6 protein-coding genes are annotated in these 15,296 nt (G+C 58.8%); 3 read left to right on the plus strand and 3 right to left on the minus strand.

From position 1 onward, the window contains the following. Positions 1-209: 209 nt before the first annotated feature. From M3089_RS07660 to hflX, 3 genes are all read right to left on the minus strand, one after another. On the minus strand, positions 210-3,119 hold the full coding sequence (locus M3089_RS07660; protein WP_249083096.1) for a M16 family metallopeptidase: 2,910 nt from the start codon (positions 3,117-3,119) through the stop codon (positions 210-212). 358 nt (positions 3,120-3,477) lie between these two features. Then, positions 3,478-5,304, minus strand: coding sequence for a DUF4954 family protein (locus tag M3089_RS07665; RefSeq protein WP_249083097.1), 1,827 nt, complete (start codon positions 5,302-5,304; stop codon positions 3,478-3,480). Between the two features lie 42 nt (positions 5,305-5,346). Then, positions 5,347-6,597 carry a GTPase HflX gene (gene hflX / locus M3089_RS07670; RefSeq protein ID WP_249083099.1) on the minus strand — a complete coding sequence of 417 codons (1,251 nt, stop codon included), beginning with the start codon at positions 6,595-6,597 and terminating at the stop codon, positions 5,347-5,349. Between the two features lie 303 nt (positions 6,598-6,900). Here hflX and M3089_RS07675 point away from each other — a divergent pair, with 303 nt between their 5' ends. The 3 genes from M3089_RS07675 (at position 6,901) to M3089_RS07685 (ending at position 15,167) form a co-directional block, all read left to right on the plus strand. Beyond that, the gene (locus M3089_RS07675; RefSeq protein WP_249083101.1) at positions 6,901-7,740 is read left to right on the plus strand and encodes a hypothetical protein; all 840 of its coding nucleotides are present in this window, start codon (positions 6,901-6,903) and stop codon (positions 7,738-7,740) included. 782 nt (positions 7,741-8,522) lie between these two features. Then, positions 8,523-10,604, plus strand: coding sequence for a rhamnogalacturonan lyase (locus tag M3089_RS07680; protein WP_249083103.1), 2,082 nt, complete (start codon positions 8,523-8,525; stop codon positions 10,602-10,604). Positions 10,605-10,910: 306 nt separating this feature from the next. Next, a complete protein-coding gene (locus tag M3089_RS07685) occupies positions 10,911-15,167 on the plus strand; it encodes a hybrid sensor histidine kinase/response regulator transcription factor (protein ID WP_249083105.1) in 4,257 nt (1,418 codons plus the stop codon). Positions 15,168-15,296 lie beyond the last annotated feature (129 nt).

Consider the following 15,296-nt stretch of genomic DNA (forward strand, 5'->3'; position numbering starts at 1 on the left):
GAAGGAGGTATAGGGAGTTAGAAGACAATGGCTTTAGACTGTGAATTTGGGAGTTAAAAGGAGTCAGAAGGAGTTATAGGGAGTTAGAAGACAATGGCTTCAGACTGCATAGTTGCTTGTCGAATACCAATGTCCTCTAACTCCTTCTAACTTCACTTAACTCCCCATAACTCCCAACTCCGCTGTCAACGGCTCACATTTACCGCCGTTCAGAAGCCGAAAATCTCCTCGGTAGAGAGCCTCTTCACAGGCCCAATCTTGCCGAGCGATTCCATGTCGAGCTCCTTCTCATCGCCCAGGATGATATAGCGGAAGGGCTTTTTTGCCATATTCTGCTGTTCAAAGTTTATCACGTCGGCCATCTTGATGGCAGGCAGAGCATTGTAAATGCGCTCTTTGATGTCATAGTCAATGCCAAGGTTACGAGCCTCAACATAGGCGCGAAGCACGTTAAAGCGCGTGGTGCGCTCACTCTGCAGCTTCTTAATAAGGCTCTGCTTGGCAATGTCGAATGCCGATTGCGACTGAGGCATGTCGTCCAATATGTTGTTGAACACATTGACACAGTCCATCATCTTGTCATTCTGGGATATGATGTAAGTGTAGAACGACTCGGTCTGATTCTTGCGGGCTGGTGCATTGTACCGTGCGAAAGCGCTGTAGGCCAGTCCGCGCGACTCGCGCAACTCCTGGAACACAACCGTATTCATGCCTCCTCCGAAGTATTCGTTGAACAGAGCCTGCACCGGTGCCTCTTCGACATGCCACCGACGGCCCTCGTTGTGGAACTGAACCATGTATATGTTCTTGGCGTCATAAGGAGCAATCATCACCTCGTTGGCTTGCGTAAGCGCCATCTCGTAGGCCTTGCCTACAGGCGCCGGCGACAGCCTGGCAGCCAGATGACGCCCTGCCTTGAGCACCTCGACAAGCCTATCCTGCGTTTCCGGCCCATAATACATCACCGTATGCTCATACCCTGCCAGCTTCTTCAGCATGCCGGTAAGCAACTGCGGCCCTCCGGCGCGCAGCTCCTGCTCGCTGAGAGTGTTGCGCTGGCTGTTGTAGCGGCCATACCTGCCATAGGCAAACAGGTAAGAGAAATTGGCGTCTTGATTGGTCTTGAGGTCGCCACGCGACTTCTCCAGCATGTCAACGAAGCCCCCAAACGATTCGTCGTAGCCCTTGGCGTTGTTCAGCAAGTCGTCGAGCATGGCCACAGCCTTGGGCATGTTCTCGCTCAAACCGCTCAACCTGACCTCCACGTAGTCGGCCCCGACACCAATGGAATAGTTGCACGCCAAGCTGTAGAAATCCTTCTTGACTTGCTCTGAGCTCTTTTTGTCGGTGCCGATATAGTAAAGATAGTCTGGCGCAATGTCCATGCCTTTCACGTCTTCGGTGCCGAACTCATAGCGGTAGCACAGGTCAAACAGCCCGTCGTCAGTGTTCTGCTTGTAAAGCAGCGGCACCCCGGCCCCGGTCTTCGTCACAGTCAGGTCGGCATCAAAGTCGAGGAACCGCGGCTGTATGGGCTTGGCCTCCGATTCCACGACCTCCTTCAGGAAGTCGCTTTGCAAGTTGCGGTTGGCCGGTATCGCCGTTATCTGCGGTTTGTCTATCTTCTTTACCGTAGTGTCGTTGCCCATTTTCTTGTACACGCATACATAGTTTTCGCCGAGATGGCGGCGTGCGAAGTCCACAATCTGCTGCTTGGTAATCTTCGATATGCGGTCGATGGCCCCCACCTCTGTAGCCCACGGCCTTCCCTGGATGAAGGTTTGCACAAACATGTTGGCCCTTGCGCCGTTGTCGCGCAATTGCTTGTAATACTCCAGCTTCATGTTGTTGATGACCGCCGGCAGCAGTCCGTCGTCAAAGTCGCCGCTTCTCAGCTTGCCCATTTCCTTCAGCACGACCCCGCGAAGCTCCTCAAGCGTCTGCCCGTCTTTAGGCTGGCAGAACATAAGCATCGACGTATAGTCGGTGTGTCCGTCAATCATCACGGCCACCCTCTGCACGAGCATCTGTTGCTCGAGGTCTGTTTCCATCAGCCCCGCCTCACCGTTGGCAAGCATGAGCGATATCACCCCGAGCGTGTCGGCCTGCATATCGGCCGCCCCCTTGAACCTCCAGCCAAGCATGAGGCTCTCTGCCTCCTGCCCCACTACGGTGGTGTCGACGGCTGATGTCAACTCGGCCAATGCCGGATATTCGGGTCGCGACAGGGCGGGGTCGGCCTTCCAAGAACCGAAATAGCGGTCTATCTGTGCAATGACCGTGTCGGGGTTGAAGTCGCCCGACATGCATATAGCCACATTGTTTGGCACATAATAGCGCTTGAAGTAGTTCTTGATGTTGGTTATCGACGGGTTTTTCAGGTGCTCTTGTGTGCCAATGGTGGTCTGCGTGCCGTAGGGATGGCCCGGATACAGCTTGGCGTTCAGCGCATCGTATGCCTTGCCGAAGTCGTCGGTAAGCGAAATGTTCTTCTCCTCATACACCGCCTCGAGCTCTGTGTGGAATCCCCTTATCACCATGTTCTCAAACCTGTCGGCCTGTATGCGCAGCCAGTTCTCCACCTCGTTTGCCGGTATGTCTTCGGTGTAACAGGTCACGTCGTTGCTGGTATAGGCGTTGGTGCCCTGCGCTCCTATCGACGACATGAGCTTGTCGTATTCGTTGGGTATGAAGAAACGCGCCGCCAGCTGCGACAGACTGTCTATCTCGCGGTAGCAGCTCTTGCGCTGCTCCGGGTCGGTGAGCGTGCGGTAGTGCTCGTACTTAGCCTCGATGGCGTCGAGCAAAGGCTTCTCTGCCGCATAGTCGGTGGTTCCGAAAGCCTTTGTCCCCTTAAACATCAGGTGCTCCAGATAGTGAGCCAGCCCGGTGGTCTCGGCCGGGTCGTTGCGGCTTCCGGTACGCACGGCGATGTAGGTCTGTATGCGCGGCTTCTCGTTGTTGACCGTGAGGTAAACCGTCAGGCCGTTGTCAAGTTTGTATATCCGCGACTTCATCATGTCGCCGTCCACCGACTGATACTTATAGTCTTTGCCATGGACTGCCACCGTCATGGACAATGCCATGCAGGCGATAAAGAAAGAACGTAGTTTTACCATTTGCTTATTGTGTTATTGATTGATTGTCACAACAGCCACAATGCAGGTCGGCATTGCGGCATACGGGCTGTCCGGGTGTCACGTGGCACTGACGAATTGCTTACACAAAGCCCCCTGTGCCCCTGCCGGTGCGGTTCGGCCATGCCAAACAGCCCGTTCGGGCGTGCGAAACGCGCCGTTTTGGCGTGCCATACGGCACGTTTTGCGAAGCAGGGCCGGCCATTCTGCAACACGGTGGTTGTCAGCACGTTATGCGGAACAGCCCGGAAAAACATAAAATATTACAAAAACCGATTTGCCAAAGCCATCGCGCCATGCGGCATGATGCCCGGCGTGAATGCGCGGCAACGCCAGAGCGTCACACCACGCCTTGCGCCTCCAGACTGTCGAGGAAGGCGGCCAGCACCCCCTCGTCCACATCGCCGAGTGCAAACTCGCGCTCTGCGTCGCGCCCGACGGCAGCCACCCATTCAGCGCGCGCTGCCTCATAGTCGGCCGTGATACGGTCGATGTCGTCGGCCGACAGCGTGTCAAGCCCATAGTAATCGAGCGCAAGCCTGTATGTGAAGTTCCACTTAAAGTCATCGTACGCCTCGTTGAGACTGATGAAACGGTCGTCTACGAGCTGCAACTCGTCAACGGTGCCGCTGCGGATGTCGTCGGCCAGCTGCTCCACCTCGGCCATTGGCACCAGCATGCCGGCCAGGTCGGCCCACTCGCCCGTGCCGACAGAGCTCTCGGGCAGTTCGCAATAATGCCCCCTGACGGCCCTTCCAAGGTAAATGCGCACCACCATGTCGTATAGCGCAATGCCTCGCACGAGCCACCGTTTCCTTATCAGGCAACCCCCGAAAGAGTAAGTCTCGGCGTCGTCGCCCTGCTCGTCGCGCAGGCGCTGCAGCAGCCTCCGCCCTTCAATGGCGCTCGCAACGACAGCCGGCGAGAGCCAGTCGAAGTTGACAATGGCCTGCCGCCCCACCCTCGGCCGCATGTCGCGGCGGGGCCACTTGGCCACATCGCGCATGGTGCCCACGGTGGGCAGGTTGCGCCCCGGCACCAGATAGGTGGCCCCGGCCGAGCCTATCACATAAGAGAAGGGCAGCTGCCGGGTGTCGGGATGCGTCTCTATCTTGCCCATGCACACCGAGAAGGCCCCTATGCGGGCGGGCAACAGCAGGTGTGCGCCGCTGCCGGTCTTGCTCCCCCGGGCCAGCGTGCCGGTGTGCAGCGGGCCGAGCTTGTAGGCATGGTTGCTGAAATTGGTGGCCGAACCGGCATTGAAGAAAGAGCAGGCACAGCCTATGAGCAGCGTGGCCTTGTGGTGGCTGACAGTGAACGGACCGCAAAACGCGGCGCAGGCCTCGCCGTTGTCGACATACGAATTGGCAAAGAACAGGCTGCTCTCTGCCGAGAACCCGCGCCCCACATGGCAGGCCTCGCCCACGAAGCAGCTGCTGAGCCGGGCCCCGCCCACCACCGATGCGCCGGCCTGCACCACGGTGTTGTCGCACTCAACGCCGCTGCCTATGTATATGCTGGCATCGGGTGTGCCGCTCAGGGTGCAGTCGCAGAGGCGCTCGGCGCCGCTAATCTCGCACTCATCGCCTATGCACGAGTTCACTATCTCGCGCGTGTTGACAATCTTCACGCCATAGCCTATGGTGCCACGGCCCTCCGTACGCCTGCCCACAAACGCCGCCACCATGGCCTGCAACTGCTCCCAAAGGGCCTTGTCGCCCGAGCAGTGCACCATGAAGGCTGCCATCTGCGAGGTCAGCCCGTCGTAGATTACCACGTTGCCCGGCCCCGCCTCGTTGAGCACCGACACGACGTTGCCCTGGCCGAAAGATGCCCCCTCGGTGCAGGTGATGAGCCCAACGCCCGAGATATAGCACTCGTCGCCAATGGAATAGCGGCAGATGTGGCAGCCTACATTCTCTATCAGGCAGTTGTCGCCTATCGACACGTCGCGCAACACGGCATTGCGTATGCCCGAATGCCGCGCGAACCCCTCGTCAACCTCGACCTGCTTGTCAAACAGCCCGAGGCTGACATCGCCGTAAAAAGCCACGTTATGTATGTATGCCGGGCAGAAATCCTCGGCCACGCCAATGCGTGTCCAGTCTTCGGCAGAGCAGCCTTGCCGCTCCAGCGCCTCAATCTCGTCTACTGTCAGCGAACGCATCACACCATGTTTTTATGAGTCCCGCAAGCCCGAAGGCAACCGTCAGGACTCGTAATTATCGTATAAGAAATCGTTGTATGGATATTTCTGCACGTGGAGCTCGCGCACCCGCTTGTACATAACGTCGCGCAGCTCGTCGATGTTCTGCTTCTCGCGTGCCGAGATGAATATGCAATCGTCGCCAAGCTTGGCCATCCACGTGCGCCGTAGCTCGTCGAGCGTCACGTTCTCGCGCGTCGGCGGCGTCAGGTCGTCGGGGTCTTTGTCCACCCACCGGTATGCGTCAATCTTGTTGAACACAATCATCGACGGCTTCTCGGCGCAGCCGAGATCCTTCAGTGTGTTCTCAACCACGCTTATCTGCTCCTCGAAATCGGGGTGCGAAATGTCCACTACGTGCAGCAGCAGGTCGGCTTCGCGCACCTCGTCGAGCGTAGACTTGAACGAGTCGACGAGGTCGGTGGGCAGCTTTCGGATAAACCCGACGGTGTCGGCCAGCAGGAACGGCAGGTTCTCGATGACCATCTTGCGCACCGTTGTGTCGAGCGTTGCGAAGAGCTTGTTCTCGGCAAAGACGTCGCTTTTGGCCAGAAGGTTCATCAGCGTCGACTTGCCCACGTTGGTATATCCCACAAGGGCCACCCTGATGAGTCGCCCGCGGTTCTTGCGCTGCGTGTTCTTCTGCTTCTCGATCTCGGCCAGCCGCTGCTTGAGCAGGGTTATGCGCTGCAGTATGATGCGGCGGTCCATCTCGAGCTGCGTCTCGCCCGGGCCGCGCAAACCCACGCTGCCCTTGCCTCCCCCGGAGCCCGAGCCGCCTCCCTGGCGCTCAAGGTGGGTCCACAGGCGCTGCAAGCGGGGCAGCATGTAGCGGTGCTGCGCCAGCTCAACCTGCGTCTTCGCCTCGGCCGTCTGGGCGCGCATGGCGAATATGTCGAGTATGAGCGACGTGCGGTCGAGTATCTTCACCTTCAGCTCTTTCTCGATATTGCGCATCTGCTTGGCCGAAAGCTCATCGTCGAAGATGACCATTCCCACCTCACGGTCGGCCTCGGCCTCGTCTTCTATATACTTGCGTATCTCGGCGAGCTTGCCGCTTCCCACATAGGTGACGGAGCTCGGGCCGTTCACTTTCTGCGTGAACCGCTTCACGGTGACGGCTCCCGCCGTGTCGGCGAGGAACTCCAGCTCGTCGAGATACTCCTTGGTCTTGGCCTCGTCTTGCTCGTTGGTGATCAGGCCCACGAGCACAGCAGTCTCTGCCTTGGCCTCGGATATTACAAATTCCTTCATTCCTTATTATCGTTTAAACGGCTACAAATATACGCATTTATGGCGAAACGGCCAAAGGTTTGCCGCCGGATGATGTATTTGGTGGGCGCGGCCTGCCCCCGGCCGGTTGGAAACGGCTGCGCGGGGCAAGGTTAACCTAAGTTAAAGACTACTCGCAGTGTGGCCACACGGCGCCGCAAAAGTAACCATGGCGTAACCTGCTTACAGCTTTGTGCCCTCTTGCGCGTATGGCTGCCAATGGCTAATTTTGCACCGTGAAACAAGACAACAGACAACAAAACAAAAGAAAAGGAGAAACAGACTATGAAGAAAATGATGATTGCCGCGCTCGCCTTGGTGGCCACCGCGGCCACGGCCCAGGTGAAAGGGCGCTTTGAGGTGCACGACATGGGCAGCTTCCGGCTGCACGTCTACTACACCAACGACGTGATGAACGACGCCAGTTTCATTGTCGAGGGCAACGACTCGGTTGTCACAATGGAGCAACCGCTCTTCAAGGACAACGCCGCCGAGTTTGACGCCTACGTCGAAAAGATGGGCAAGCCGGTGGCCGCGAGGATTGCCGACTACCACGTCGGCAGCACCGCCGACCATCCGGTGCTCATGGCCGAGGGCATGGGCTCGTTTACAAAGGGCCCTGTATACGGGGGCATGATGAAGGGCTTCGCCGGCACCTTCGGCGAGGCCATGGCGAGCCAGCCCACGGACAGCGTGGCCGAGGTGGCCTTCGGCACTACGCGAACCATAGCCGGCACGGCGTTCCACTTTGACCGCGGGGCGTCGACCGACTTCCCCGCAGCGAGCATAACCATAGGCGGCAAGGCGTACTTCACCCACTGGGCACCGGCCAGGGCCCACGCCTCACAACTGCAGATAGCGTCGGCCAAGGCCATCGACGCCGAGATTGCCGAGGCCAGGAAGTCGCTGCAGTCGGGCGCCACGCTGTTCATTGGCGGCCACGGGGGCGCAAGCGGCAAAGAGGCGGTAGAGTTCAAGATTGCGTATCTCGGCAAGATGAAAGAGGCACTGGCGTCGTCGCCTACGCCCGAAGCATTCGTAGAAACCATGAAAGCGCAATACCCCGGACTGCCGGGAGAGGAAAACCTGGCCGAACTGGGCAAGGCACTGTACAACGCCAAATAGCGCCTGCCACCGCAGCCACAGGCTGGCCACAGGGCGGGGCTGGCCGCAACCACGCGCCGCCGACGCCCCCGGGCAACCGAAAGACACCACGACAGACATGCACCCGACCACGGCACACCATGCCGCGCCGGGCATGCATGCCTGCCGAAACATATCGGCCGAAACCTTCACGGCCAGACCCGAACCGGCCATCGGGCTGAAAAACGCGAAAAACACCACCAACACGCAACTCCCTGAAAGCCACGGCCTTGCCACGCCATGAGCCATTCCGGCCGGCATAATGCGCCAAACAGCGCCCCCAAACGGCCCGTTTGGCAATGCAACATGGCCCATCCGGCAATGCAATACGGCACGCAAGACCGCGAAAACAAGCCCGTACAGCAATGCTATCTGTGGAAGTTCCGACTACGCCACGCGACAAATGTCACAACCGGCAAGCGCGCCTCTGCCGAAAATCCATGGAACACTAAGCCCTAAAACGATTTTCAGGGCTTTTCCGTTTGTCTTGATTTCAAAAAAAACAAGGCCACGGCGGAGGCGTCGCTCACCTCAACCGAAAACAAAAAAGCAGCGCCTCCGAATTGTCACGCAACGCCGCACAGACACCAACCGCCACCTGTGCATACGGCCATGGCCACGCGCAACGGCAGCGCCAGGCATACAACAGCCTCGGAAAGAAAAACCCACAGAATTTTCTTTTCAATTAAACCATTCATCCCGACGAACGTCATACTCATGACAACAGTAACAACCAACGATTAAAAACCAAACAAGTCAAAAAGATGAGACACCTTTTTTCAATGGTGACGGCAGCTGTGCTCTGTTCCACAGCATGCGCACAGCCACGCTACGACATGGCCAACATACAACGGGAACAACTGAACAGGGGCGTCGTGGCCGTGAGGCAAGACGCAGGCCACGTCATAGTGAGCTGGCGGACGCTGTACACCGACAAGAAGGGCGAACCGTTCGACATTTACCGCAACGGGGTGAAACTGAACCGGCAACCGCTGACCACGGGCGGCACATTCTATGTCGACGACAGTCCGTTGGCCACCGACGCAACATACGAGATACGAGGCGGGGGGAAAAACGGCACTTACACGCTGGCGGCCGGCGCGCCCGAAGGCTACTTGCCGATAAAGCTGCAGAAGCCCGAAGGGGGCATATCGCCCGACGGGCGCGAATATACTTACTCGGCCAACGACGCAAGTGTGGGCGACGTTGACGGCGACGGGCAGTATGAGATAATACTGAAATGGAGCCCGTCGAACGAGCACGACAACGCCCACTCGGGCTTCACGGGCAACACTCTGTTCGACTGCTACCGCCTCGACGGCACGCGGCTGTGGCGCATAGACATGGGCAAGAACATACGGAGCGGGGCACATTACGTGCCGTTCGTTGTCTACGACTTCGACGGCGACGGCCGCGCCGAGCTGATGGTCAAGACCGCCGACGGCACCATCGACGGCAAGGGCAACGCCATTGGCGACGCCAAGGCCGACTGGCGCGAGGAGATTGGCAAGGCCATGGCCAACTTGGACAAGAACCGCGAGGCTGCCAAGAAGGAGCAGGCCGAGATGGAGCAGCGCCGCAAGGAGTGGGAACAGATGCGCCGCGACGGACGGCGCCCGCAACGGGCGCAACGCGGACCGCGGGGAAGGCGGCAGCCACGGCAACGCCGAGACCCGGGCTACAATGAGTGGAAAGCAGGCAGGATACTGTCGGGACCGGAGTACATAACGGTGTTCAACGGCCTGACGGGCGAAGCGATGGACTCACAACCGTACATACCCGAGCGCGGAAACGTGAGCGACTGGGGCGACGACAGGGGCAACCGCTCGGAGCGTTACCTCGCCACCATGGGCTACTTCGACGGCAAACGGGCCAGCGCGGCCTTCTGCCGCGGCTACTACGGGCGCACGGTGATAGCCGCATGGAACTGGGACGGCAGGAAACTGACAAACCGATGGACGTTTGACACCAACGACAGCAGGTGGAAAGACTACGCCGGCCAGGGCAACCACAACGTGCGGGTGGCCGATGTCGACGGCGACGGATGCGACGAGATAATATACGGTTCGATGGCCGTCGACAACGACGGCACAGGCCTGTACACCACGGGCATGGGCCATGGCGACGCAATGCACCTGACGGCGTTCGACCCTACCACCGACAGGCTGCAGCTGTGGGACTGCCACGAAAACCGGCGCGACGGCTCCGACCTGCGCGACGCGGCCACGGGGAAGGTGATTTTCCAGATTAAAAGCCGCGAAGACGTGGGCCGCTGCATGGCAGCAGACATAGACCCGACCAACCCGGGGCTCGAAATGTGGAGCTCAGACAGCCACGGCATACGCAACATAAAGGGAGAACTGGTAACGCCAAAGCGCACAAGCGAAGAGGAGAAGGCCGACAAGGCCAAGTCGGAAGAAGACGACACGGCCCTGTTCCTGCGCGGAATGCGGCTGCCAACCAACTTTGCCGTGTGGTGGGACGGCGATTTGCTGCGCGAGATGCTCGACCACAACCGTGTCTCAAAGTATGAATGGGAGACCGGCGGGATGAAGCTCATCAAGGAGTTTGAGGGCTGCACGTTCAACAACGGCACGAAGTCGAACCCATGCCTGAGTGCCGACATCGTGGGCGACTGGCGCGAAGAGGTGCTCGTGCGCACCACCGACAGCGGCGAACTGCGCCTGTATGTCAGCCCCATCCCCACCGACTACCGCATAAACTGCCTGATGGAAGACATCCCTTACCGCATAGGCGTGGCCACAGAGAACGTGGGCTACAACCAGCCTCCGCACACAGGGTTCTACCTTGGCCCCGACAAGTCGGTGACAGACTTCCTGAAATAGGCCGTCATGACGTGCAACTGACCGTGCCGGCAAGGCCGCGGGCCGCACCGGCACATGTCCACCCTGCCTCATACCATTATGCCTCCTCACTGTGCCGCCAGGCCCATGGCCCCGGCACAAAGGCGGCCGAGGTATGGGGCGGGGTAGCTTTTTTAAGCGCCAACAGGCCTATTTTATATATTTCACGGCCCTTATCTTGTTTTTTTTCGTACCTTTGCAAATAAAGAAAGCCCGCATGCCGCAGGGCAGCGACAGCTCCGGCACGGGCAGCTACCAATACTGTTGTTTGCCAACAAATCAGAAACAATGCTTAAAAAGACGTTCTTACTAACCATATTCGCCATCTCTGCAATAGTCTGCCGGGCAGTGTCCATCGACCAGATGGTGCTCACCGGCAAGAGGATATCAACCGCAAACGGGCTCTCGAGCAACACCGTCTACGACATGGCGCAAGACAACGACGGCTTCATATGGATGGGGGCGGCCTACGGGCTGTGCCGTTACGACGGCTACTCGTTTGTCAACTATCTGTCGCTCAGCAGCGACAAGAACCGCAACATCGACGCCAACATAGGCAACATACACTGCGACTCAAGCAACAGGCTGCTATGGATTCACACCGCTACGCTCACTTTCGCGTGCTACGACCTGACCGCCGGACGATTCGTAGACTACACCCGGCGGGGCGACGAGAACCGCACTTACCGGCGATTCATAAAAAACGGGAGCGACCTTTGGATGTATGACGACCGCTCGGGCATACGCCACGTGAGCTGCCAGGGCGGCAATTTCAAGTGCACCGACTACACCGTGCAGAACGGCAGGCTGCCCGGGAGCCACATACCGCGCATGGTTGCCGACGGCAAAGGAAACGTATGGGCAGCCACCGACAACGGACTGCTGCGCATAGACAGGCAAGGCCGGCTCACGACGATAGCCAAAGGACAACGCTACAAGGAAGCCAACACATACCGTGGCGACATTGTTTGCCTAACCGAAAGCAACACCGTCGAGATATATTCGCCCGACGGCAAGAAGGCGAAAAGCTTCAAGATACCATCTGCCGTGGGCAATGTCAACGCCATAAAGAGCAACTTCGTGTGGAGAGGGCGATGGATGCTGTTCTGCAAAGACACTTACCAGGTAGACCTGAACACGGGCGTCACCACCAAGCCCGACGGCGTACAGGTGCCCAACGGACTGCTCCTCGACACGGCAGACGGCTACCACTTTGAGTCGAACAGCAGCGGAACGCTATGGGTGTTCACCCCCGAGGGCGAGGTAAAGACGCTCAAGCTGCTGCCCGACGTGAAGTTCACAACCGACCGCATGCGCCGCTACACGGTGAGGCGCGGCCCCCACGGGCTTTTCTACATCGCCACATTCGGCAACGGGCTCTTCGTCTACGACCATCGGAGCGGCGCGTTGCGGCATTACTCGGCCAACGACCCGCAACCCGTTATAGACAGCAACTTCCTCACGACGATGTTCATCGACCGAGACGGAACGCTGTGGGTGGCGCAAGACATGATGGGAGTGGCTTGCATATCGGTGGCCGACCAGTCGATAGCCGACTTCGTGCTGCCGGCGAAGGGGCACAAAGGCGACTGGGCCAACAACGTGAAGATGATTGCGAAGCGCAGCGACGGCAAGACAATATTCAGCACGCGCGACAACAAGATATACGCCCTCGACGCCGAAATGGGGCAAGCCACGCTGCTCTACGAGACAAAGGCCTGCGCATACTCGTACATCACAGACAGCAGGGGCAGGGAATGGATGGCCACACGGGGCGACGGGCTCTACGTGGACGGCACTGGCTACAACAAGGGCGACAGGCGGATGCACTGCCCGAGCAACGACCTTTACGACATGAAGGAAGACAAGCAGGGGCGCGTATGGATAGCAACGTATGAAGACGGACTGCTCATGGCGCAGACAGACAACGGCGGGCGCCTGTCGTTCAGGCGCCTGCTCGACCGCAGCACCAACGAGAGCAGGCTCCACCAGATTGAAATCGACGCCATGGGGAGGATATGGGTGGGCTCGAACAACGGCCTGTATGTGGCCGACACCAACAAGAAAGACCTGACCAACGACGACTTCAAGTGCTTCAACACAAAAGACGGCAGTTTCCCGTTCGACGAGGTCAGATGCCTGGAATACACCTCCGACGGCCACCTGTGGGCAGGCGGCAAGGGCTGCGGCGTGGTGAGATGCACATTCGGCAAGGGCCCGGCCTGCTTCGACCTCAAGATTCTTACCGACAGGGAAGGCTTGGCCAACAACAGCATTTGCTCTATACTGGAAGACAACGACGGCAATATATGGGTTGCAACCGAAAGCGGCCTGTCGCTGATATACGACCATGACATGAAGGTAAAGACCTTTCAGTTTGGCAAGATGCCGCAGCGCAACATCTACTCTGAGGGCAGCGCCATGCTCATGGGCGACGGACGGCTGCTCTTCGGCACTCAATACGGGCTTACCATAGTCAGCCCGCGGCTTGCCACCAAGGCGAACCGGGCCGACAGCACCCACGTCTACATCACCGACATCGAGATAAACGGCGTGTCGGCAAGCGACAGCGGCAGGTTTGAGCGGGCTCCGGGCCACGTCGACAGGGTGTCGCTCAGGCACAACGAGAACACCGTCAAGCTGTCGTTCTCAAACTTTGAGTATTCAAACATCGAGTCGTCGCTCTACCAGTTCTACCTCGAGGGCGCCGACAAGGGATGGCGGCAGATGACAAGCGTCAACCACGTGGAGTACACCAACCTGCCCCCGGGAACATACATCTTCCACCTCAGGTCGCTGAGCGACAACGTGTGGAGCGAAGAGACGCAGCTGGCCATCGTGGTGCACCAGCCGTGGTACAACACATGGTGGGCATGGTTGATTTACCTCATGGTGGCCGCGGCCTTCGGGCTCTACGTCTACAACAACGCGAGAGAGAAGCTGCGGCTGCACCAACGGATGAAACTGGAAAAGCAGATGGCCGAGTTCAGGCTCAACTTCTTTACCAACGTCACCCACGAGTTCCGCACTCCGCTCGCCATAATACAGGGAGCGGTCGACAAGCTGGCCGACCACAGCGACCGACCGCCCTCGAAGGCGGCGCTGCAAACGGCCCGCCGGGGCACAAAACGGTTGCTGAAGCTGGTAAACCAGCTCATGGAATTCCGAAAGGTAAACACCGGCAACATGCGGCTTAGCGTTGAACGGGCCGACATCATTGCCTTTGTGAGAGACATTTACCAAGACTTCTGGAGCCTGGCCCACCAGAAGCGGCAGCAAATAACGTTCACTCCGTTTGCCAAGAGCCACGAGATGGAGTTCGACAGGCAGATGGTCGAGGCCATGGTATACAACCTGCTGAGCAACGCCGTGAAGTATACGCCAGAGCGGGGTGCCATATCCCTGTCGGTGAGGCTGGCCGGCAACAGCCTCGAGATAGTGGTCGAAGACAGCGGCCCGGGCATATCCGCCGAGCGCAGGCAGCTCATGTTCAAGCCGTTCATGGGAGGCTACGCGTCGCAGGGGGGCATGGGCATAGGCCTGTACAACGCCTACCAGATGGCCCTGCTGCACAAAGGCACGCTGACATACAGCCCGGGGGCCAACGGCGGGGGCTCGGTGTTCACCATCAGCCTGCCCGCCACCGGCGACGCATACACCGACGGCGACAGGCGCAAGGCCATCGACACCACCACAACGGGCACGGAGAAGAAGAACGACAAATACGAGCAGATTATCAAGGAACTGGTGCCCAAGGCGTTCAACGATGTGACCATTGCCGTCATCGAAGACGACCCCGACATGCGACAGCAGACGGAAAGCGAGATGGGCGTTTACTTCCACATCGACAGCTACGCCACCGGCGAGGCCGGGCTCGACGGGGTGGCGGCACGCAAACCGGCACTTGTAATCTGCGACGTGATGCTGCCCGACATCAGCGGATACGACATTGTGAAGCATCTGAAGACAAACATCGAGACGGCCGACATCCCCGTGATTATGCTTACGGCCCTCGACGACGACGCCCACAAGCTGAAGAGCTACAACGCCGGGGCCGACGACTATATGGTGAAGCCCTGCAACTTTCGCCTCCTCACCGGCCGCGCGGCCCAACTGATAAAGAATGCGCAGAAGGCCAAAAGGCGGGCGACGCAAGACAACGGCCATTGCGACACGCCTGCCGCCCAGGCAGACGAAATCAGGCTTATCATGTCGCCTGCCGACAAGAAGTTTATCGACAGGATGGATGCACTGATTATGCAGAATATCAGCGCGCCCGACTTCACCGTGACGGCCCTTGCCGAGATGCTGTACATAGGCCGCTCAAAGTTCTTCAAGAAGGTGAAAGAGCTCACCGGCGTATCTCCCAACAAGTATTTGCTGAACAAGCGCATGGAGCTTGCCGCCGAACTGCTGCTCGAGGGGCGGCTCAACGTGACCGAAGTAAGCTACAAGGTGGGCATAATAGACGCTTCGTACTTCAACAAATGCTTCAAGGCCAAGTACGGGGTGAGCCCGAAGCAGTATGGCAAAGGCAAGCCATGACGCCACAATGCCGGCGCTGGCGCTGCGCCGCCCCACCCCCGCGGCATAGCCCACACAGCCCAGAGGCCACCTGCCACTCACGCCACGAGGCCGCGGCCTGCAGGCCATCGCATGTCAATATATTTCACC

It is taken from the genome of Marseilla massiliensis (assembly GCF_023336985.1).
GTDB lineage: Bacteria > Bacteroidota > Bacteroidia > Bacteroidales > Bacteroidaceae > Prevotella > Prevotella intestinigallinarum.

What these genes read in the sequence shown, in the direction of transcription:
- M3089_RS07660 (WP_249083096.1), bottom strand. Translation starts at nt 3,119, where the DNA reads ATGGTAAAACTACGTTCTTTCTTTATCGCCTGCATGGCATTGTCCATG.
- M3089_RS07665 (WP_249083097.1), bottom strand. Translation starts at nt 5,304, where the DNA reads ATGCGTTCGCTGACAGTAGACGAGATTGAGGCGCTGGAGCGGCAAGGC.
- hflX (WP_249083099.1), bottom strand. Translation starts at nt 6,597, where the DNA reads ATGAAGGAATTTGTAATATCCGAGGCCAAGGCAGAGACTGCTGTGCTC.
- M3089_RS07675 (WP_249083101.1), top strand. Translation starts at nt 6,901, where the DNA reads ATGAAGAAAATGATGATTGCCGCGCTCGCCTTGGTGGCCACCGCGGCC.
- M3089_RS07680 (WP_249083103.1), top strand. Translation starts at nt 8,523, where the DNA reads ATGAGACACCTTTTTTCAATGGTGACGGCAGCTGTGCTCTGTTCCACA.
- M3089_RS07685 (WP_249083105.1), top strand. Translation starts at nt 10,911, where the DNA reads ATGCTTAAAAAGACGTTCTTACTAACCATATTCGCCATCTCTGCAATA.